Source organism: Methylomonas fluvii (assembly GCF_014850975.1).
Lineage (GTDB): Bacteria > Pseudomonadota > Gammaproteobacteria > Methylococcales > Methylomonadaceae > Methylomonas > Methylomonas fluvii.
Genome location: NZ_JACXST010000001.1, coordinates 1170759 through 1189619 on the forward strand (window position 1 = coordinate 1170759; position 18861 = coordinate 1189619).

Sequence of the window (18861 nt, forward strand, 5' to 3'; positions counted from 1 at the left end):
CTTATGTCCTGAAAAAGTTTATGGCCTCGGCAATTTGTTGTTTTGCGTCCTGTAGCGCTTTTAGCGACATGTCTGGCGTCAGTGCGCTATCGTCCAGTTTCTGAAAGGCCGGCAAGGTGTTTAGCGGCGGCAGTTTCTGGGTATTGGCGCCGCCGAGTTGGCTGTGAAATTTGGCTAACAGCACAACGTCGTAGAGTTGCAGGCCCTGGCCGTCGTCAAAGTACCAGTTTGTGGTGTTCACGGGAATTTGCTGGAAACTTTCGGGGAAATGCCATTTTTTCAAAATATGGGTGCCCAACAAACCTTGCAGGCAGACGATGCTGGCCTGTAATTCTTCTTCGGTATAGCGCGACATGTCGATGCTTTCGGCAAAGGTGACAATCGGTAAGGCGCCGATGTTGTGAATTAGCCCGGCCAGTAAGGCTTCGTCGGCGTTTACTTTTCGGGTTAATCCGGCTAGCGTGTGGCTGAGGCTGGCAATCTGGATGCTTTGTTTCCAAAGTGTCTGAATAATGTTGTTCAGTTGCCGGTTGCGGCTTCTGAACAGCTGGTGCAGGCTGATGCTGGTAACCAGGTTTTGCGTGGTTTTAAATCCCAGCCGATTCACTGCATCATGGCTGCTGGTGATCGGGTTGCTGCCACGGTAGATCGGGCTGTTTGCTACTTGAATCAGTTTGGAGGATATAACCGGGTCAAGGTTTAAAATCTTCACCGCGTCGGCGATGCTGATGTCTTTTTGCAAGGCGCTGCGCAAACGCAAGGCAACATCCGGCAGGCTGGGAACATGCAGGTTGTCGGCTCTGAACGCTTCGCAAAAGCTATCGAAAAAAAAGCTGTCTCGCAGCTTGAGCGGAATGCTCTCAGGGTTGATCAGCGGATTGTTGACGGGTTTGCTGCTGTGCTGCAGGTTGGACAGCGGCATGTAGATGATTTGGGTCGGCGATTTGGCTATCGCGCTGAAGGCGTGTTCGCCGGATGTTGCCAGGGGATAGCAGGCTTTAAAAGTGTCGGCTTCGACCGTATAACCGGCGCCATTATTCGCTTCCAGATAGACGTTGCCGGTGTAGAGGTAGCTTAGCTGTTCCGCCTCGGCGCCGCGGTTAAATATGATGTCGCCGGGGTTGAAGTTTCGCATGGTCACCGGTATCGCCAGCAAGTCCGCCGCCGGCAAGTCCCCCAGCGGGATGAGCTTTTGCAGATAGCTCAACGGCACTTGGTTGACGGTTGCTGCGGGGGGGCTGCTCTCTGTCGGCGTTTTGTCCGGGGATTTTTTTAAAAATTTCCAGATCATGCGGCTAGGACGAAAATATGCTCAATGCTTCGTGAATTTTAGTTTTGGCATCGTGCAAGATTGCCAGCGTATTTTCCGGAGACAAAGAGAAGTTTTTCAATTTGGCCGCCGCCGGAATCGCGGTAATCGCCGGCAGATCCGAAGTCGCTTTTTTGCCGATCAGGGCATGGAGTCTGGACAGGACTACTATATCGGTCACCGTCAAGGTATCGCCGCTGTTTTGAAACCAGTCGCTGGATGATTTGGCGACGTCGATGAACTCTTCGGCAAAATCCCATTCCTTCAACACCACGGCGCCGACCGGGCCTTTGATGATGGGCATGGCTTCCAGGATTTCGGCGTCGTTATGGTATTCGGGTGGCAAGTTGGCGGTAAAACTCAGAAAGGGAATCACGCCGATGTCGCAGACCAGCCCGGCCAGTAAGGCATTTTCCGGATTTTGCTGCATGCTGTGGCTGGCCAGCACATGGCACAGGCCGGACAGATAAAGGCTTTGCTTCCACAGATCTTCCAAATGATTTTTAATCAGCGGGGATTTGCTTTTGAAAATCTGCTTCATACTCAGCGCCGTTACTAGGTTGCGCGTGGCGTTTAAGCCGATACGCACAACAGCGTCCTTGCAGTTTTTCGCGGGTACGTTGGTTAGATATAACGGGCAATTGGCGACTTCGATCAATTTTGCGGAGATGGCAGGGTCCAGTTGGATGATCTTGACGGCTTCGTCGATGTTGACATCTCTTTGGATGGCTTTGCGCAAATTGATCGCCACTTCGGGTAATGAAGGGATTTCTATTTCATGGTCGTTATTTTCGAAATGTTCGATGAATAAATTCAATAGCCGGTTGTGGTGCAATTCTTCCGGGATAGATAGCTTGCCGTGGTCTTGGCGGCTGGGCGTCAGCATGATTTTCAGGGATACCCGCAACAGGTCTATCTCGGTTTTTGCGGTGGCGGTGGCGGTGTGCTTGATACCGCTGCATATCGGGAATTTGGCTTGTGCGCTGCCTGCCGATATTTCATAGCTTTTGCCGTTGTGGTCGGCCAAAATCACCGTGCCGCGCAACAAATACATTGCGCAAGTCGCCTGCTGGTTGACGCTGAACAAGGTGCTGCCGGCCGGCAGGGTTTCGACGTGATTCTCGGTGGCGAAAGTTTGTAATATCTCGTCGCTTAAATTCCTGATGGGGAATAACTGTTTTAGAGTTTCCGGCGTAATGTGTTGCCCACCGCGCTGCGGTTTGCCTTTAGCATGGGATTTTTCAAAAAAAGCTCTAATTCCACTCATAGTATTCCAGTAAACGTTGATAGCGGGTGGTTTGGGGAGATTGTTACCATGGACATTGCCCCGGTCAATAGTTTCATCCGTTCGTGTTGTTTAATTCTCTTTCGGCGTTTAACAGGCCAATTATGGTCGAAGTTTGCGGGCGGACGCCTCGCCAAATAAAGAACGCTTCGGCGGCCTGTTCTACCAGCATGCCCAAGCCGTCCAGGCTTTGCGCCGCGTTATTTGCTAAGCCCCAAGTCACAAATGCGGTGGCTTGGTTGGCATAAGCCAAGTCGTAGCAACTGCCGCCGGTTTTCAACAATGCTTCGGGCAAGGGCGGCAAATCGCCGCTGAGGCTGGCTGATGTGGCATTGATGATCAAATCGAATTGGCGATCTGTAAGATTAGCGTAATCGCAAGCATGCACCGCACCTAGTTCTGCGAAATCCTCGGCAATAGCTTGGGCTTTGCCCGCATTACGATTGACGATGATCAATGTCGATGGCTGTTGTTCCAGTAGGGGAGGGACGACGCCGCGTGTGGCGCCTCCTGCCCCTAGAATCAAAATCTTGGCGCCATTCAGTGTGATGCCATGGTTTATGGTTAAGTCGTTAAGCAAGCCGATCCCATCGGTGTTGTCGCCCAAAATGCTGTCGTCCGCTTGGCAGACTAAGGTGTTGACGGCTTTTGCTTGACGAGCGCGCTCTGTCAGGTGGTCGGCATATTGCCAGGCCAGTTCCTTGAGCGGGACGGTGCAATTCAGGCCTTTGCCGCCATCGGCAAAAAAACGACTGGTAGCCGCGGCAAAAGTTTCCGCAGGAACCTCTTGGGCCACATAGTCCATGAGTTGACCGGTTTGCTCGGCAAATAATTTATGGATACGCGGTGATTTACTGTGGCTGATCGGCTGCCCGAACACCGCATAATGTTCAATTTTCATCATCGGTAGCGTATTTACTGCGCCAATATTCCCAGAGGAAAGTGCAGGCTGTCACCAACACCCCCAGTCCTATACTGATGGGCATAAAGTTCTCGAAATAGGCCACGATCAGCGCGCAGGTTGCCAGGAAAAAGCCGAGTAAGCTGTACTGCCAGCCGATGCGGATGCCATCCAGCATGGTTGCCAAGGCCAGGATCAGCAAGATAACCAGGCTGGCGCTTCTGTCGGATAACTGCTCGGATTTGTTAAGCAATGCGGCGGCTATCACCACCACCAGTGTGTGCAGCCAATGCAGGCCTTGGGCTTTGACGATGTCGCCAAAGTCGTTGTCGTTGGTTCTGGTTTGTAGCCAGGAGACGAAAATCGACAGCATGCCAAACACGATCACCATGAATAGCCAATAGCCGTAGCCGTCGTGCGGGTTGAATTCGGTAATAGCGATACCGGTCAGCGACAAAACGACCAGCAGAATAAATACCGCCTGTTCCAGGCCGAAGTAACGTCGGCGCTCTTGGGGCGGATCGTCAGTCGAATGACTGTCATCAGAATCAAAGTCTTGGTTCATGCCTGGTCCGTTTGTGTCTGGTTGTTATGGTTGTTTTAGCCACTGGGCGGCGGATTTAGCGTAATAAGTCAGTATGGCGTCGCAGCCGGCTCGCTTGAATGCCAGCAGGGATTCCATCACTACTTGTTGCTCGTCCAGCCAACCGTTTTGCGACGCCGCTTTCAACATCGCATATTCGCCGCTGACCTGATAGGCAAAGGTCGGTACACCGAATTGTTCCTTGGCGCGGCGGATAATGTCCAGATAGGGCATGCCGGGTTTGACCATGATCATGTCGGCGCCTTCGCGTAAATCGAGCGCAATTTCCCGCAAGGCTTCATCGGAATTGGCCGGGTCCATTTGATAGCTGTATTTATTCCCGCCACCCAGATTACCGGCGGAGCCGACCGCATCGCGGAACGGGCCGTAGAAACTGGAGGCGTATTTGGCGGAATAGGCCAATATCCGGGTGTTGGTATGGCCATGGGATTCCAACACGGTTCTGATCGCGCCGATGCGGCCGTCCATCATGTCGGAGGGAGCGACGATGTCGGCGCCGGCTTCGGCATGCGACAAGGCCTGTTTACAAAGGACTTCGACGGTTTCGTCGTTGACGACATAACCTTGGTCATTCAGCAATCCGTCCTGACCGTGCGAGGTAAAAGGGTCCAAGGCGACGTCGGTGATGATCCCCAACTCCGGCAGGGTGTCTTTCAAGGCTCGAACGCAGCGTTGTGCCAAGCCGTCAGGGTTGTAAGCTTCCTCTGCACCCAAGGATTTTTTGTCCGGATCGGTCACCGGGAAGAGGGCGATGGCGGGTACGCCCAGACTTAATAAGGTTTCGGCTTCGCGCAGCACTAGGTCGATGGATAATCTGCTGACGCCTGGCATGGAAGCGACGGATTCTTGTTTGTTATTGCCCTCGATAACAAATAGCGGGCAGATCAAATCGTCGCTACTTAAGCGATTTTCCCGCATCAATCTGCGGGAAAATGCCTGATAACGCATCCGGCGCATCCGGGTGCCTGGGAAAAAGTCGTTAGGGTATGACATCTCTTCCATAGTAATATAGTGGGGTATTTGCCGGTCCCGTAGGCTGGCAAGAATCTGGAGCCGGGTTAGTGCTTCGGCCTTTATTTTAGCAGTGTATCGAATGAAGGCGGTTGAAATTAGCCGGCGATACTTTTTTGAGATGGTTTTTATGAATATCAAACGTCATATGCATTTTATATTTGTAGTGGTTTTTAGCTTGTTTGCCGGCATGTTTTTGTCGTTGCCTGTTGCCGCGGCCGATCTGAGTGAGCCGCAACGCACTATTGAGGAAGCGTCCAATAAATTGAAGCAACGCTTGCAGGACCCTTCCTTTCCGCATGATTTCCAAAAAATCAATGCCTTCGTCCAGGAAGTGATTTATCCGAATGTGGATTTCGATCTGATTTCTTCCCTGGTGTTAGGGAAAATGTGGAAGGATGCTTCCCCTGCGGAAAAGGATAGCTTTAAAAAAGAGTTTCAGGTGTTGTTGATCAGAACCTATTCCCGAGCTTTCTTTGAATTTAAAGATTGGTCCGTGCGGTTTTTGCCGATCACCCCGGAAGAAGACGAAAGAAAAGTGCTGATCAAAACCGAAGTGTTGCAACCCGGTTTGCAGCCTATCGCCGTTAACTATCGGATGCTGAACGTCAAAGGCCAATGGAAAGCTTACGACATCATGATCGAAGGCGTAAGTTTGGTGACTAACTATCGCACCAGCTTCAAAAACGAAGTGGAGCGTACCGGTTCGTTGCAAGAGGTTATCAACCAATTGGTCAAGCGCAATACCGAAGCGTTAAACAGCAAAAATAATTCATAAGTTTTTCCCCTCTCTTAGTGTTCCCGATTGTGCCGTTTAGGGGCAGTCGGGAATGACCATCAGTATGCAATCCGCTAAAGACTCTCTGTACGCCAGTCCGCTAGGCGAAATCAACGCATTTGCTTTCGACGAAACTGTCGTCAAAGTCTTTCCGGACATGATCCAGCGCTCTGTTCCCGGTTACAGCACCATCATCTCGGCAATTGGTTTACTGGCAGCGCGCTTTGCCAAGGAAGACAGTGTTTGCTACGACTTGGGCTGTTCGCTGGGGGCGGCGACTTTGGCTATGCATCAGCAAATCACTACTAACAATTGCCGAATCGTTGGCGTGGATTGTTCGGCTGCAATGGTCGAGCAATGCCGGCAAAATCTGTCAGTTGTTTCCGGCGGAGCCGGGATAGAAATCCTATGTGCCGATATTCGGGACATGGCGATTAGTAATGCCTCGGTGGTGGTGCTGAATTTTACGTTGCAATTTATTCCGTTGGCCGATCGGCAGGCTTTTTTGACCACGATCTATCGAGGTTTGTTACCGGGCGGGATTTTGATTTTGTCCGAAAAACTGGCGTTCGATGATGCCAGGCAGCAAGCTTTGCAGATCGATATGCATCATTTATTCAAAAAAGCCCAAGGCTATAGTGAGCTGGAAATCAGCCAGAAGCGCAGTGCTTTGGAAAATGTGTTGATTCCGGAAACCTTTGCCGCGCATCAACAGCGCTTAAAGTTGGCGGGGTTCGCCAGCGCGGAAGTCTGGTTTCAGTATTTCAACTTCGCGTCGATGATTGCATTGAAATGACGCTATACCAAGGTCTTTATCAAGCATTGGCGGCGGCCGGCGACGAAGTCTGGGTAAACCGTTTGCCTGAGCAATTGGCGGCGGCTTTTGCTGATTCGTCGCATGGCGATCTACGGCGCTGGCAACAGGTCGTAGACGATTTGCCGGATTTGATGCCGTCGAGTGTCGATTTGTTGGAGAGCGTTAGAGTAGGCCAGGCAGAGGATGTTTCTGATGAGGTGCGGGCCGGTTTGCGCGAGCAATTGATGCAACTGCATCCTTGGCGGAAAGGGCCTTATCGGCTATTTGGCATCGACATCGATACCGAATGGCGTTCGGATTGGAAATGGGACAGGGTGAAAGAACAGATTGCACCGCTGAAGAATCGACTGGTTTTGGATGTCGGGTGTGGCAATGGTTATCATTGTTGGCGGATGTTCGGTGCGGGAGCGAGATTGGTGGTTGGCATTGATCCTACTTTGCTCAGCGTGATGCAGTTTCAGGCGATCCGTAAATTGCACGGCGAAGCACAGATTTATCTGTTGCCACTGGGGATAGAAGATGTACCGGCCAACATGGGGCTGTTCGATACGGTGTTTTCGATGGGGGTGTTGTATCACCGCCGCTCGCCCATCGATCATTTGCTGGAATTAAAAGGCAGTTTGCGTGCTGGCGGTGAATTGATTTTGGAGACTCTGGTAGTTGAAGGGGATGCGCAGCATGTCTTAGTGCCGGAGGGGCGTTATGCGCAAATGCGCAATGTGTGGTTTTTACCGAGCTGCGCAGCTTTGATGTTATGGATGCGCCGCTGCGGGTTTAAAAATATTCGCCTAGCAGATGTTTCCAAGACCTCTGTCGAGGAGCAGCGCAGTACCGAATGGATGCGGTTTCATTCTTTGGCGGAATTTTTAGATCCACATTCTCCGGATTTGACTTGCGAAGGCTTGCCGGCGCCGGTTCGCGCGGTGGTTGTGGCTAGCGTAGATTAATCAGTGGATTTTTGTTTTTGAATTGTAAAATTTAAAGAACAGGCTAAGATTGGCTAGCTTGAAAGGTCAGCCGATATGCGTATGCGCTGATTAGTCCAGGCAGCCCTGAAATCCAATCGGAGAAAATCCATGAAAAAGTTATTTGTACTTTTTATGCTGTGTTCTTTTGCCGTATTTGCTGAGCCAATCAATATCAACCAAGCGGATGCCGAAACCATTTCCAAGGCATTGACCGGGATAGGCCCGAAGAAGGCAGAGGCGGTGGTTCAATACCGTAAGGAGCATGGCGATTTTAAGACATTGAAAGATCTGGAAAATGTATCTGGAATTGGCGAGAAAACCGCCCAACAGAACGAGAAGAATATTCTGTTTGGGGATTCTGCTCCCGCTACAGCTGAAAAAATTGCTAAGCCAGAGAAACCGGAAAAGCCCCAGGAGCCTAAAAAACCAAAATAAGGCGACTGAGTTGGCGCGCTTGGGCTTGGCGCGCCAACTCATTGAGTCTGTCTTTTCTGAAATGTTCGGTCGTATTTATTCGACGTCCGGGTCGTTTAGCCAAATGTCGAGCCGTTCCAGCCCCAAAAATCAGCCGGACAGTTACTGAATTCGATATAAATCCGATCCTGAGGGATTGAAAGTCGGGCATTGAGCAATTGGCATATAGCTGCGGACAAGTTTCTGGCTTGGCTACTGCTCAGGCCAATGCTCTTGCATTCCAGATATGCCAAGGAGGTTGTGCTGCCGGCAAACAGCATGGCGTCGTTTTGCTCAATGCTAATCATGACGTAGCGCTCCGGTTTGCCGGTCTCTTTGGACACCAATTGCGACAGTTCGCCTAACAATTTTGATTTCAGTTCGGTATCGATCGCTGAGTTGGTGTTCAATTTTAAAAAGGGCATGACCACTCTCCTGTTTTTTTGGGGGGGGGCTAAATTGCCGGCCAGCGTTGGATAATCCGATATTCAACGCCATCCGGACCTGAGCAGGATTCTACCAAGCAGAATCCTATTGTCTGCCAAAGTATGGGGGCGAAATCGAAATCGATTGCCGAGCTAGCCTTTTTAACTAAAGTGACATGCGGTTTGAATGGTCTGTTTTCGATGGGTATGCCTTGTTGTTTGGCTATGCGGGCCAAGTTTTCGTTTAATATCGACACGCTTTGATCGAATTGACCGGCGGTCAGGCATAGCACGGCAGGTTTTTTCCAGAAACTCAGGCGGTCAAAACGTAACGTTATCAGCGGTGCTGGCAGTTTTCCTGCCTCCCTGGTGATTATGGCCTGTTGTTCTGCAGAAATTCTCCCTAAAAACAACAGGGTGACATGTAAGTTTGCTTCGTTAACAGGTTTTCCGGTCTGGTTTAGTTGGTTGATTAAAGTCGCGCATTGTTGTCTTGTGTTTTGTTCCGGCCATAGGGCAAAAAAGAGACGTTTCAAGCTGTTCCTCTCCGATTGTTGTTAGATCGAGGTGTGACTTTTTCAAGTTTTCGATGGCAGGCAAAATGCTGCGATTTGCGTGTCGAGAGCAGGTGATCAGGCTAAAGGACGCTGTGTTATTGCTGCGAGGATGGACAATTAGCCAAAAAAATATCCAGATTTATCAGCTCGTAAGCGATGAATCCTAAAATCGAAATTGAATTTTGCTCGGTTTGTCTGCGGGTTGGCTCAGCCTAAGCTTACGCCGCGGACTTGTCTAGTAACAATTTGTTCGCATAAGCTATAGGCTGCGCGCAGTTGCTAAGCATTGACATATATCCCATTTCTACCTTACAGTTACAAATGCATCACACGTACGTGACAAGCCTAGCGGGTTGTGGCAATTTGCAAGAATCGGCTATTACTAAAAATTAAAACTTTCGGAGCACATCACATGGCAAGACCATTAATTCAAATGGCGTTGGATTCACTGGATTTCAACCAAACCGTTGCGTTGGCAGATCAAGTAGCACCCTATGTCGATATTTTTGAAATCGGCACTCCTTGCATTAAATACAACGGTATCAACCTGGTTAAAGAGCTGAGACAACGTTACCCAGACAAATTGTTGTTGGTTGACCTGAAAACCATGGACGCAGGCGAATACGAAGCCGGTGCTTTCTATGCTGCTGGCGCGGACATCTGCACCGTATTGGGCGTATCCGGTTTGGCCACTATCGCTGGCGTTATCAAAGCGGCGAAAAAACACGGCGCTGAAACTCAAATCGACTTGATCAACGTAGCCGACAAAGCGGACTGTGCAAGAGAGTCTGTCAAATTGGGCGCGCAAATCGTTGGTATTCACACCGGTCTGGACGCGCAAGCAGCCGGTCACACGCCATTCACTGATCTGAACGACATCGCTCGTTTGGGCTTGAATGTGCGTATCTCTGTTGCCGGCGGTATCAAACAAGCGACTGTACAACAAGTCGTTGAAGCGGGCGCTAACATCATCGTTGTTGGTGCTGCTATCTACGGCGCGCCTTCACCTGCTGAAGCAGCTCGTGAAATCCGTGAATTGGTTGATGCGGCGGCGGTATAAGTCATGCATCAGCAGTTAATTATTGACAAAATCTCAGGGATTCTGGAAGCGACACCCGACTCGCATGACAAAACCTTGGTGGACATGCTGGATCAGGCTAAGCGTATTTTTATATCTGGCGCTGGTCGTTCAAAGCTGGTCGGCAATTTCTTTGCTATGCGTTTGATGCATGGCGGCTACGACGTTAGCGTTGTCGGTGAAATTGTTACGCCAAGCATCAAAGCTGGCGATTTGTTGATCATTATTTCCGGCTCAGGTGAAACCGAGCAGTTGATTGCCTTTACCAAAAAAGCCAAAGAAGTCGGCGCAAAGATTGTGTTGATTTCGGCTAAGGACGATTCAACGATTGGCGACATGGCTGATGTCACTTTGCAAATCGGCAGATCCGAACAATACGGTAAAGTCAAAGGCATGCCTATGGGTACTGTGTTTGAATTATCTACCTTGTTTTTCCTGGAAGCGACAATTTCGCATGTAATCCATGACAAAGGTATTGCAGAAGAAGAAATGAGATCAAGACACGCCAATTTGGAATAACTTAGCGTGCGAACCTGTGGCCGGAGCAATTCGGTCGCAGGTTTTTTACATTACATTCGGGTGTCAAGGCGATACCGATTCCAGCAGTCTGAATGAACGAGAGTGTGGTTTTGGTCTTCCTTGTATTTACCAGCCTCAGCCAGAGTGATATTTGAGTAATCGAATGTCGCAACTAAAATAACAAAATAAAAAGGAGACCAACATGCCTTCGCGCCGAGACTTAGCGAACGCCATCCGCGCACTTAGCATGGACGCCGTACAGAAAGCCAACTCCGGGCACCCCGGTGCCCCGATGGGGATGGCTGACATCGCAGAAGTATTGTGGAACGATTTTCTGCAACACAACCCCAGCAACCCTAAATGGCCCAACCGCGACCGCTTCATTCTGTCCAACGGTCATGGCTCCATGCTGATTTATTCCTTGTTGCACTTGGCCGGCTACAATCTGCCGATCGAAGAACTGAAACAGTTCCGCCAACTGCACTCGCAAACCCCAGGACACCCTGAATACGGCTACACCGACGGTGTCGAAACCACCACCGGTCCTCTGGGACAAGGCATCACCAATGCCGTCGGTTTCGCCTTAGCGGAACGCACCCTGGCCGGCCAATTCAACCGTCCCGGCCACGACATCGTCGACCACCACACCTACGTCTTCCTGGGTGACGGCTGCTTGATGGAAGGTATCTCCCACGAAGCCTGCTCATTGGCTGGTTCTATGAAACTGGGTAAGCTGATCGCCTTCTACGACGACAACAACATCTCCATCGACGGTGAAGTCCGTGGTCATGGCAATGTGGCCGGCTGGTTCCTGGATGACACCCCGAAACGCTTTGAAGCCTACGGCTGGCACGTCATCCCAAAAGTCGATGGCCACGACGCCGACGCTGTCAAAGCGGCGATTGAAGCGGCGAAAAAAGTCACCGACAAACCGACCATCATCTGCTGCCAAACCACCATCGGTTTTGGTTCGCCGAACAAACAAGGCAAAGAAGAATGCCATGGTGCGGCCTTAGGTGAAGCGGAAATTGCCCTGACTCGGGAAAACCTGGGTTGGCCGCATGCGCCATTCGAGATTCCTGCCGACATCAAAGCCGGCTGGGATGGCAATGCCAAAGGTGCCCAACTGGAAAGCGCCTGGAACGCCAAGTTTGCCGCCTACCAAGCCGCGCATCCAGAACTGGCGGCCGAATTCGAACGTCGGGTCATCAAAAATGCACTGCCGGCCGATTGGGCGGATAAATCCAACGCCTTCATCGCCGCTGTCAACGAAAAAGGCGAAACCATCGCCAGTCGCAAAGCCTCACAAAACACCCTGAACGGTTTTGGTCCCTTACTGCCAGAACTACTGGGCGGCTCTGCCGACTTGGCCGGCTCCAACCTGACCCTGTGGTCCGGCTGCAAAGACGTCAACCAACCCGGCTTTGATGGCAACTACGTCTACTACGGTGTGCGTGAATTCGGCATGTCCGCCATCATGAACGGCATCACCCTGCACGGCGGCTTCAAACCCTACGGCGCGACCTTCCTGATGTTCAGTGAATACGCCCGTAACGCCCTGCGCATGGCCGCGTTGATGAAAATCCCGACCATCTTCGTATACACCCACGACTCCATCGGTCTGGGCGAAGACGGCCCGACCCATCAACCCGTCGAACAAACCGCCACCCTGCGCATGATTCCCAACATGCAAGTCTGGCGCCCTTGCGACGCCGTTGAATCGGCTGTGTGCTGGAAAGCCGCCGTCGAACGTCAAGACGGACCGAGCACCCTGATCTTCTCCCGGCAAAACCTGGCGCACATGGCCCGCAGCCAAGCCCAGATTGACGGCATCAGCAAAGGTGGCTACATCCTGAAAGACAGCGCCGGTACCCCGGATGCCATCATCATCGCCACCGGCTCTGAAGTGGAATTGGCGGTTAAAGCCGCTGAAGCGCTGGAAGCCAAAGGCAAACACATCCGCGTGGTGTCCTTGCCATCGACCAACGTCTTTGAAGCGCAAGATCAGGCGTACAAAGACAGCGTCTTGCCGCCAAGCGTCACCCAACGCGTGGTAGTAGAAGCGGGAGTAACCGACAGCTGGTGGAAATACGCCGGCAGCGCGGGTAGAGTCGTAGGATTGGACCGTTTCGGCGAATCGGCCCCGGCAGGTCAGCTCTTCAAAGAGTTCGGCTTTACCGTGGACAATGTCGTCGCTAATGTGGAAGCCGTTCTTTAATTTTGTAAACATTAGGTGAGGCTTGGATTGAGTAATCTAAGCCTTGCGTTTCTAACTGCATAGGTGATAGACGTGAAAAGAAATGAATTAACGAAAGGTGTGATGGCAGCTCTAATGCTGACCAGTTCCTTAGCTATGGCGGGATCGGATTATCCAGCGGCTGATTATCAGCCAAAGGTGCTCTATACCAATCCTGAATATAACGACAGCAAAGCGGCACCAGTTGCTGCTACAGCACCTGCGGCGAAACCTGCTGCAAAAGAAGTTGAAGCGGATCCCGCTTTCCCGGCGACGAATTTTCAACCTAAAGTGTTATACAGCGATGCTGAGTATAAGCATAGCGCAGCAGCACCAAGTGCGGCTAAATCGTCAAGCTCTTCATCTGCCTCCACAACTTCTGCGGAAGCAGCTGTAGATGTTATACAAACAGAAAAGGCTGCGTCCTCTGATTTTTCCTACATTGGCTTAATTTTGTTGGCCGTAGCGGGGTTTTTTATCTACAACAAAAAATCGCCTAAAAGTGCCAAAGGTTCGTCAGCTGATGATTACCAAGTTGCATCTGGTGCTACCGGTGTGGAAAAGTATCTGGAAAAAATGGGTGCGAATAAAACCGGTGTTGCCAAATACTTGGAAAAACAAGATTCCAATCCTGCTACAGGTGTTGCCAAATATATGGCAAAGCAAATCGTAAGAGATCGGGAAGCTGCCGCTGCAAAAGCGACTGGCGTGGAAAAGTATTTACGTGATAAAGCTTAACAGCATCTGATTCATGATGCTGATCGCTGGAACTTAAGGGTTAAGCGCTAACTCTGATCCGGCAGATTTAAATGATCGCCACTTCGTATGTTTTAAAGCGTGTGTTTCGGCTTTGAATATATGCCAAGTGGCGATTCAGTCTTATCAATATAGCTAAAAATAGAGTTTCATCACCAGGGACTCTTTTGCAATCAATCTCCTGCAAGAATTGCTGAACATCTTTTACTTGTAAAGCTCGGTTCAAACGAGGGGGAAAAAATTAACAACACATCTGAGGATAATCCTATGGCAAAAAATTTACTCGAACAACTCCGCGAAATGACTGTTGTTGTTGCCGATACCGGTGACATTCAAGCGATTGAAACATTTAAACCACGTGATGCAACCACCAATCCATCATTGATTACCGCTGCTGCACAAATGCCACAGTATCAAGGTATTGTTGATGATACTTTGAAAGGTGCAAGAGCAACTTTGGGCGCCGCTGCATCGGCTGCAGAAGTTGTAACCTTGGCATTTGATCGTTTGGCCGTGTCTTTTGGCTTGAAAATTCTGGAAATCGTCGAAGGTCGTGTATCGACTGAAGTCGATGCGCGTTTGTCTTACGATACCGAAGCCACCATCGCTAAAGGTCGTGACTTGATCGCTCAATACGAAGCTGCAGGCATTTCCAAAGAGCGCGTTTTAATTAAAATCGCTGCTACCTGGGAAGGCATTCAAGCTGCCGCTGTGTTGGAAAAAGAAGGTATTCACACCAACCTGACGCTGTTGTTTGGCTTGCACCAAGCGATTGCTTGTGCAGAGAACGGCATCACACTGATTTCGCCATTCGTCGGTCGTATTCTGGATTGGTATAAAAAAGACACCGGCCGTGATTCTTATGCGCCTGCTGAAGATCCAGGTGTATTGTCAGTGACCGAAGTCTACAACTACTATAAAAAATTCGGCTATAAAACCGAAGTCATGGGTGCAAGCTTTCGTAACGTCGGCGAAATCACCGAATTGGCGGGCTGCGATTTGTTAACCATCGCTCCTTCGCTGTTGGCTGAGTTGCAATCCGTTGAAGCCGATCTGCCGCGCAAACTGGATGCAAGCAAAGCGGCCGCCGCTACCATCGAAAAAATCACTGTCGATAAAGCCACTTTTGATCGCATGCACGAAGAAAACCGGATGGCTAAAGAAAAACTAGCCGAAGGTATCGACGGTTTCGCCAAAGCGCTGGAAGCGCTGGAAAAGTTGTTGTCTGACCGTTTGGCTGCCTTGGAAGCCTAATCTTGGTCTAGCCGCCGAGTGCATGCACTCGGTTGTTTCAGATTTGCAAGGCCGCCGAATCGAGTACGCGGCCTTGATTTGTTATTAACAGGATAAAATTTATGCCACAAAAAATATTTGATGTAGTTAAGCCGGGCGTTGTCACCGGTGAAGATGTACAAAAAATCTTTGCTATCTGCAAAGAAAATAATTTTGCGTTGCCGGCTGTAAACGTCATCAGCACCGATACCATCAACTCGGTATTGGAAGCGGCAGCAAAAGCCAAGTCACCTGTCGTCATTCAGTTTTCCAATGGCGGTGCCGCATTTGTTGCTGGTAAAGGTCTAAAACTGGAAGGCCAAGGTTGCTCTATCGTTGGCGCCATTTCCGGTGCTCACCATGTTCACCGCATGGCGGAACTGTATGGCGTACCTGTTATTTTGCATACCGACCACGCGGCAAAAAAATTGCTGCCATGGGTAGACGGTATGCTGGATGAAGGTGAAAAATTCTTCGCTGCAACCGGCAAACCTTTGTTCAGCTCGCATATGTTGGATTTGTCCGAAGAAAGCTTGGAAGAGAATATCGAAATCTGCGGCAAATATCTGGAGCGCATGTCCAAAATGGGTATGACTCTGGAAATCGAACTGGGTTGTACCGGTGGCGAGGAAGACGGTGTCGACAACAGCGGTATGGATCATTCTGCTTTGTATACCCAGCCGGAAGATGTCGCTTACGCTTACGAGCAATTGAGCAAAATCAGCCATAGATTCACTATTGCTGCGTCGTTTGGTAATGTTCATGGCGTTTACTCTCCAGGTAACGTTAAATTGACGCCGACAATTTTGGCTAACTCGCAAAAATACGTTTCAGAAAAATTCGGTTTGCCGCAAAATTCATTGAATTTCGTGTTCCATGGCGGTTCAGGCTCTTCTCCTGAAGAAATCAAAGAATCCATCAGCTATGGCGTCGTTAAAATGAACATCGATACCGATACCCAATGGGCTAGCTGGGCGGGTGTGATGGAGTTTTACAAAAAGAACGAAGGCTATTTGCAAAGTCAAATCGGCAATCCAGAAGGTGCCGATAAACCGAACAAAAAATACTATGATCCACGCGTTTGGCAACGTGCCGGACAAGTTGGTATGGTGACTCGTTTAGAGCAAGCCTTCCAAGAGTTAAACGCTGTTAATTCGCTGTAATATCTTGATAAAGCTGCAAAGGCCATAAGGTCTTTGCAGTCCTTTCTGTAAAACATTCACAATCTAAGTCAAAAATTTGACTTAAGAGCTACAATTCCTCCAGGTATTTTATGCATACCTGAACTCCGCTTTTTGCCTAACTGCTTTCAAGTGACGGCTATACTATTATTCTAAAACGCTGTTTTTTCTTGTATGATCGAACCCAGCTGTTTTTAGGGCTGCGGTGCGATTGAACATGAGTATTTTGGCGCGTATTGTGCTGTAAAAATTTAAAAGGTGGAAAATGGCAGAAGCCCATGGGAAAGAAGAAGGTAAGAAGTCTTCCAAGAAAATAATCATAATAATTGTTGCAGTTATCTTGGTTTTGGCTGGTGCCGGAGGTGGGGCTTATTTCTTTCTGAATAAGCCAACCGACGCCGAGCATAAAGAAGAAGGCGATGCCAAGCACGGCGAGGCGGAGCACAAGGCAGAAGCCGCGCATGAAGAGAAAGCCGACCATGAAAAAGTCGCGGAGCCTGATGTTTATTATGATTTACCAAGCCCCTTATTGGTTAATTTTCCCGCTGGCTCTGGCGCAAAAGTGATCAGAATTTCCCTGACGATACTGATGAAAGGCGAGGCGAGTAAGGATGCAATGAAAAAACATGAGCCGATGATACGCAATAACTTGTTGATGGCCATTAGTGCTGTGGGTGCGGAAAAGGCGAAAACCTTGGAAGGAAAACAAGAGTTAAAAGCCATGATGCAAGCCGAAATTGGCAAAGTTTTGGAAAAAATGGCCGGTAAAAATACCGTTAAAGATGTGTACTTCACTGAATTTGTAATGCAATAAATGTCAACCGCCGATCTATTATCACAAGACGAAATCGATGCGTTACTGCATGGCGTAGACGACGGTGATGTCGATACGGGGGCTGATGATGACTATAGTCGGGGCACGGCGAGAGTCTACGATTTTAATAGCCAGGAACGGATTGTTCGGGGGCGGATGCCCACATTGGAAATGGTCAATGAGCGTTTTGCTCGCCATTTCCGGATAGCGTTATTTAATTTCTTAAGGCGTGCTGCGGAGATCTCCGTTTCCGGGATTCAGGTACAGAAGTTTTCTGAATTCATTCAGGGCTTATTCGTACCGACTAATTTGAATGTGATTCGGATGTCGCCCTTGCGCGGGCGGGCATTAATTGTGATGGAACCGCGTTTGGTGTTTACCGCTGTCGATAACTTTTTCGGCGGTGGCGGCCAGTTTTATAACAAGGTTGAGGGCAGGGAGTTTACCCCAACCGAAATGCGCATTATTCGACTGATCATAGACATGATTTTCAAGGATTTGGCCGAAGCCTGGAAACCAGTCATGGATATTGACTTTGAATACATCAATTCAGAAGTCAACCCGCAGTTCGCCAATATTGTCAGTCCTTCGGAAATCGTGGTGATTTCCACTATCCATGTGGAGTTGGAAGGCGGCGGCGGCGATATCAATATTGCAATGCCTTACTCCATGATTGAGCCTATCAGAGAATTGCTGGATGCTGTGACCAGCGACCGGGGTGAGGTCGATGGCCGTTGGCAAGATTCGCTAAGAGTTGAAATTATGCGTAGCGAAGTGATTGTTAACAGTAAGCTGATAGAAAAAGAAATGTCTATCAGCGAAGTGATTGAACTTAAAAAAGGCGATGTGATTCCTATAGAAATGCCGGAAACCGTATTACTCGAAGTTGAAGATGTGCCGGTCTTTCGGGGCAAATTGGGTCTTTCCGATGGTAACTACGCCATCGAAATTATAGAAAAAATGACGCTGGATAATATTTAACAGCAGGGAAGGATAAGCATGAGTGAAAACGACGAAATCGGCGACGACTGGGCCGCAGCGATGAACGAGCAAGCCGATGCTGAAGCTGATTGGGGCGACGCGCTGAAGGAACAAGCAAACGCCGCCAAAAGCTCTCAGCAAGGTTTTGCCGCAGCGGAGTTTCCCGAGTTTAACGAGCAAAAGTCCAGAAATAACGGTCCCAGCAGTGATGAAGTCAAACTGGACGTCATTCTCGATGTACCGGTGACGGTGTCGCTAGAGATCGGTCGAACCAAAATCAATATCCGGAATCTGTTGCAGCTAAACCAGGGCTCGGTTGTGGAGCTGGATCGTTTTGCCGGCGAACCGATGGATGTGCTGGTGAATGGTACGTTAGTCGCTCACGGCGAAGTCGTAGTGGTCAACGACAAATTTGGTATTCGGCTGACCGACATTATCAGTCCGTCGGAACGAGTCAGAAAGCTCGGCTGATGTCTGTATCTCGCCTGGCTACCCAAATTATTTCGGTATTGATTACTCCTGTTGCATGGGCTGACGGAGTCGCTACGTTGCCCAGGCAGACCGCGAAAGTAGTGACTTCCGGGGATGTCGCACAATGGCTGTTGGCTTTGTTATTGGTATTGGCGCTTTTTTTTCTGTCGGTGTGGCTATTACGTAAAAGCGGCAGTTTGGCTTTTGTCGGTAAAAGTCAGTTGGCAGTGTTGGCCGGATTGTCGTTGGGTATGCGCGAAAAATTGGTGTTGGTTAAAGTCGGTGAAAAACAGCTACTGTTAGGGGTTAGTAGCGGACGTATCGATAAACTGCTTGAGCTTGAAGGCGACCAGCGCTTATTTATGAATAGTGCGGATGGGCAGGAAACCAGCGTATTTGCCAAGAAATTGCTGCAAGTCATGCAAGGTAAGCACCATGATTAAAT

General features: G+C 49.7%; 21 protein-coding genes. 14 read left to right on the plus strand and 7 right to left on the minus strand.

Annotated features, from left to right (window positions below):
- Position 1: 1 nt before the first annotated feature.
- The 5 genes from EBB_RS05570 to hemB form a co-directional block, all read right to left on the minus strand.
- Complete coding sequence (locus tag EBB_RS05570; RefSeq protein ID WP_192392815.1) at positions 2-1291, minus strand: HDOD domain-containing protein; 1290 nt, start codon at positions 1289-1291, stop codon at positions 2-4.
- Between the two features lie 4 nt (positions 1292-1295).
- Entirely contained in the window at positions 1296-2576 is a 1281-nt protein-coding gene (locus EBB_RS05575) for an HDOD domain-containing protein (RefSeq protein ID WP_192392816.1), read from the minus strand.
- A gap of 73 nt (positions 2577-2649) precedes the next feature.
- Complete coding sequence (gene aroE / locus EBB_RS05580; RefSeq protein ID WP_192392817.1) at positions 2650-3498, minus strand: shikimate dehydrogenase; 849 nt, start codon at positions 3496-3498, stop codon at positions 2650-2652.
- Complete coding sequence (locus tag EBB_RS05585; protein WP_192392818.1) at positions 3485-4060, minus strand: hypothetical protein; 576 nt, start codon at positions 4058-4060, stop codon at positions 3485-3487. Before EBB_RS05585 ends, aroE begins: the two co-directional genes overlap by 14 nt.
- A 24-nt stretch (positions 4061-4084) precedes the next feature.
- The gene (hemB, locus tag EBB_RS05590) at positions 4085-5101 is read right to left on the minus strand and encodes a porphobilinogen synthase (RefSeq protein WP_192392819.1); all 1017 of its coding nucleotides are present in this window, start codon (positions 5099-5101) and stop codon (positions 4085-4087) included.
- Between the two features lie 139 nt (positions 5102-5240).
- Here hemB and EBB_RS05595 point away from each other — a divergent pair, with 139 nt between their 5' ends.
- The 4 genes from EBB_RS05595 to EBB_RS05610 all read left to right on the plus strand — a co-directional run bounded on the left by EBB_RS05595 (position 5241) and on the right by EBB_RS05610 (position 8108).
- Complete coding sequence (locus EBB_RS05595; RefSeq protein WP_225587250.1) at positions 5241-5888, plus strand: MlaC/ttg2D family ABC transporter substrate-binding protein; 648 nt, start codon at positions 5241-5243, stop codon at positions 5886-5888.
- Between the two features lie 52 nt (positions 5889-5940).
- The gene (gene cmoA, locus EBB_RS05600; protein ID WP_225587251.1) at positions 5941-6684 is read left to right on the plus strand and encodes a carboxy-S-adenosyl-L-methionine synthase CmoA; all 744 of its coding nucleotides are present in this window, start codon (positions 5941-5943) and stop codon (positions 6682-6684) included.
- On the plus strand, positions 6681-7652 hold the full coding sequence (gene cmoB / locus EBB_RS05605) for a tRNA 5-methoxyuridine(34)/uridine 5-oxyacetic acid(34) synthase CmoB (protein WP_192392821.1): 972 nt from the start codon (positions 6681-6683) through the stop codon (positions 7650-7652). The genes cmoA and cmoB overlap by 4 nt, the downstream gene beginning before the upstream one ends.
- Positions 7653-7781: 129 nt before the next feature.
- A complete protein-coding gene (locus EBB_RS05610) occupies positions 7782-8108 on the plus strand; it encodes a ComEA family DNA-binding protein (protein ID WP_192392822.1) in 327 nt (108 codons plus the stop codon).
- A 95-nt stretch (positions 8109-8203) separates the two neighbouring features.
- Here the strand turns inward: EBB_RS05610 and EBB_RS05615 are convergent, their stop codons facing one another.
- Positions 8204-8551, minus strand: a complete 348-nt coding sequence (locus tag EBB_RS05615) for a phenylpyruvate tautomerase MIF-related protein (RefSeq protein ID WP_192392823.1) — start codon at positions 8549-8551, stop codon at positions 8204-8206.
- Between the two features lie 29 nt (positions 8552-8580).
- Positions 8581-9087 (minus strand): RNA 2',3'-cyclic phosphodiesterase, encoded by a 507-nt coding sequence (gene thpR / locus EBB_RS05620; protein ID WP_192392824.1) that lies wholly within the window; start codon positions 9085-9087, stop codon positions 8581-8583.
- Between the two features lie 433 nt (positions 9088-9520).
- On the opposite strand from thpR, the gene hxlA reads away from it, so the two are divergent.
- The 10 genes from hxlA (at position 9521) to fliO (ending at position 18859) form a co-directional block, all read left to right on the plus strand.
- Positions 9521-10168, plus strand: a complete 648-nt coding sequence (gene hxlA / locus EBB_RS05625) for a 3-hexulose-6-phosphate synthase (protein WP_033159179.1) — start codon at positions 9521-9523, stop codon at positions 10166-10168.
- Between the two features lie 3 nt (positions 10169-10171).
- The gene (gene hxlB / locus EBB_RS05630) at positions 10172-10705 is read left to right on the plus strand and encodes a 6-phospho-3-hexuloisomerase (protein ID WP_020483686.1); all 534 of its coding nucleotides are present in this window, start codon (positions 10172-10174) and stop codon (positions 10703-10705) included.
- Positions 10706-10907: 202 nt separating this feature from the next.
- The gene (tkt, locus tag EBB_RS05635) at positions 10908-12923 is read left to right on the plus strand and encodes a transketolase (RefSeq protein WP_192392825.1); all 2016 of its coding nucleotides are present in this window, start codon (positions 10908-10910) and stop codon (positions 12921-12923) included.
- A 72-nt stretch (positions 12924-12995) separates the two neighbouring features.
- Positions 12996-13679, plus strand: a complete 684-nt coding sequence (locus EBB_RS05640; protein WP_229427540.1) for a hypothetical protein — start codon at positions 12996-12998, stop codon at positions 13677-13679.
- Positions 13680-13964: 285 nt separating this feature from the next.
- Positions 13965-14951 carry a transaldolase gene (locus tag EBB_RS05645; protein ID WP_192392826.1) on the plus strand — a complete coding sequence of 329 codons (987 nt, stop codon included), beginning with the start codon at positions 13965-13967 and terminating at the stop codon, positions 14949-14951.
- A gap of 101 nt (positions 14952-15052) precedes the next feature.
- Positions 15053-16132 carry a class II fructose-bisphosphate aldolase gene (fbaA, locus tag EBB_RS05650; RefSeq protein WP_192392827.1) on the plus strand — a complete coding sequence of 360 codons (1080 nt, stop codon included), beginning with the start codon at positions 15053-15055 and terminating at the stop codon, positions 16130-16132.
- 283 nt (positions 16133-16415) lie between these two features.
- Complete coding sequence (locus EBB_RS05655) at positions 16416-16964, plus strand: flagellar basal body-associated FliL family protein (RefSeq protein ID WP_192392828.1); 549 nt, start codon at positions 16416-16418, stop codon at positions 16962-16964.
- Positions 16965-17945 carry a flagellar motor switch protein FliM gene (fliM, locus tag EBB_RS05660; protein WP_192392829.1) on the plus strand — a complete coding sequence of 327 codons (981 nt, stop codon included), beginning with the start codon at positions 16965-16967 and terminating at the stop codon, positions 17943-17945.
- A gap of 18 nt (positions 17946-17963) precedes the next feature.
- Positions 17964-18416, plus strand: coding sequence for a flagellar motor switch protein FliN (gene fliN / locus EBB_RS05665; protein WP_192392830.1), 453 nt, complete (start codon positions 17964-17966; stop codon positions 18414-18416).
- Positions 18416-18859, plus strand: coding sequence for a flagellar biosynthetic protein FliO (fliO, locus tag EBB_RS05670; protein WP_192392831.1), 444 nt, complete (start codon positions 18416-18418; stop codon positions 18857-18859). The genes fliN and fliO overlap by 1 nt, the downstream gene beginning before the upstream one ends.
- Positions 18860-18861: the final 2 nt, after the last annotated feature.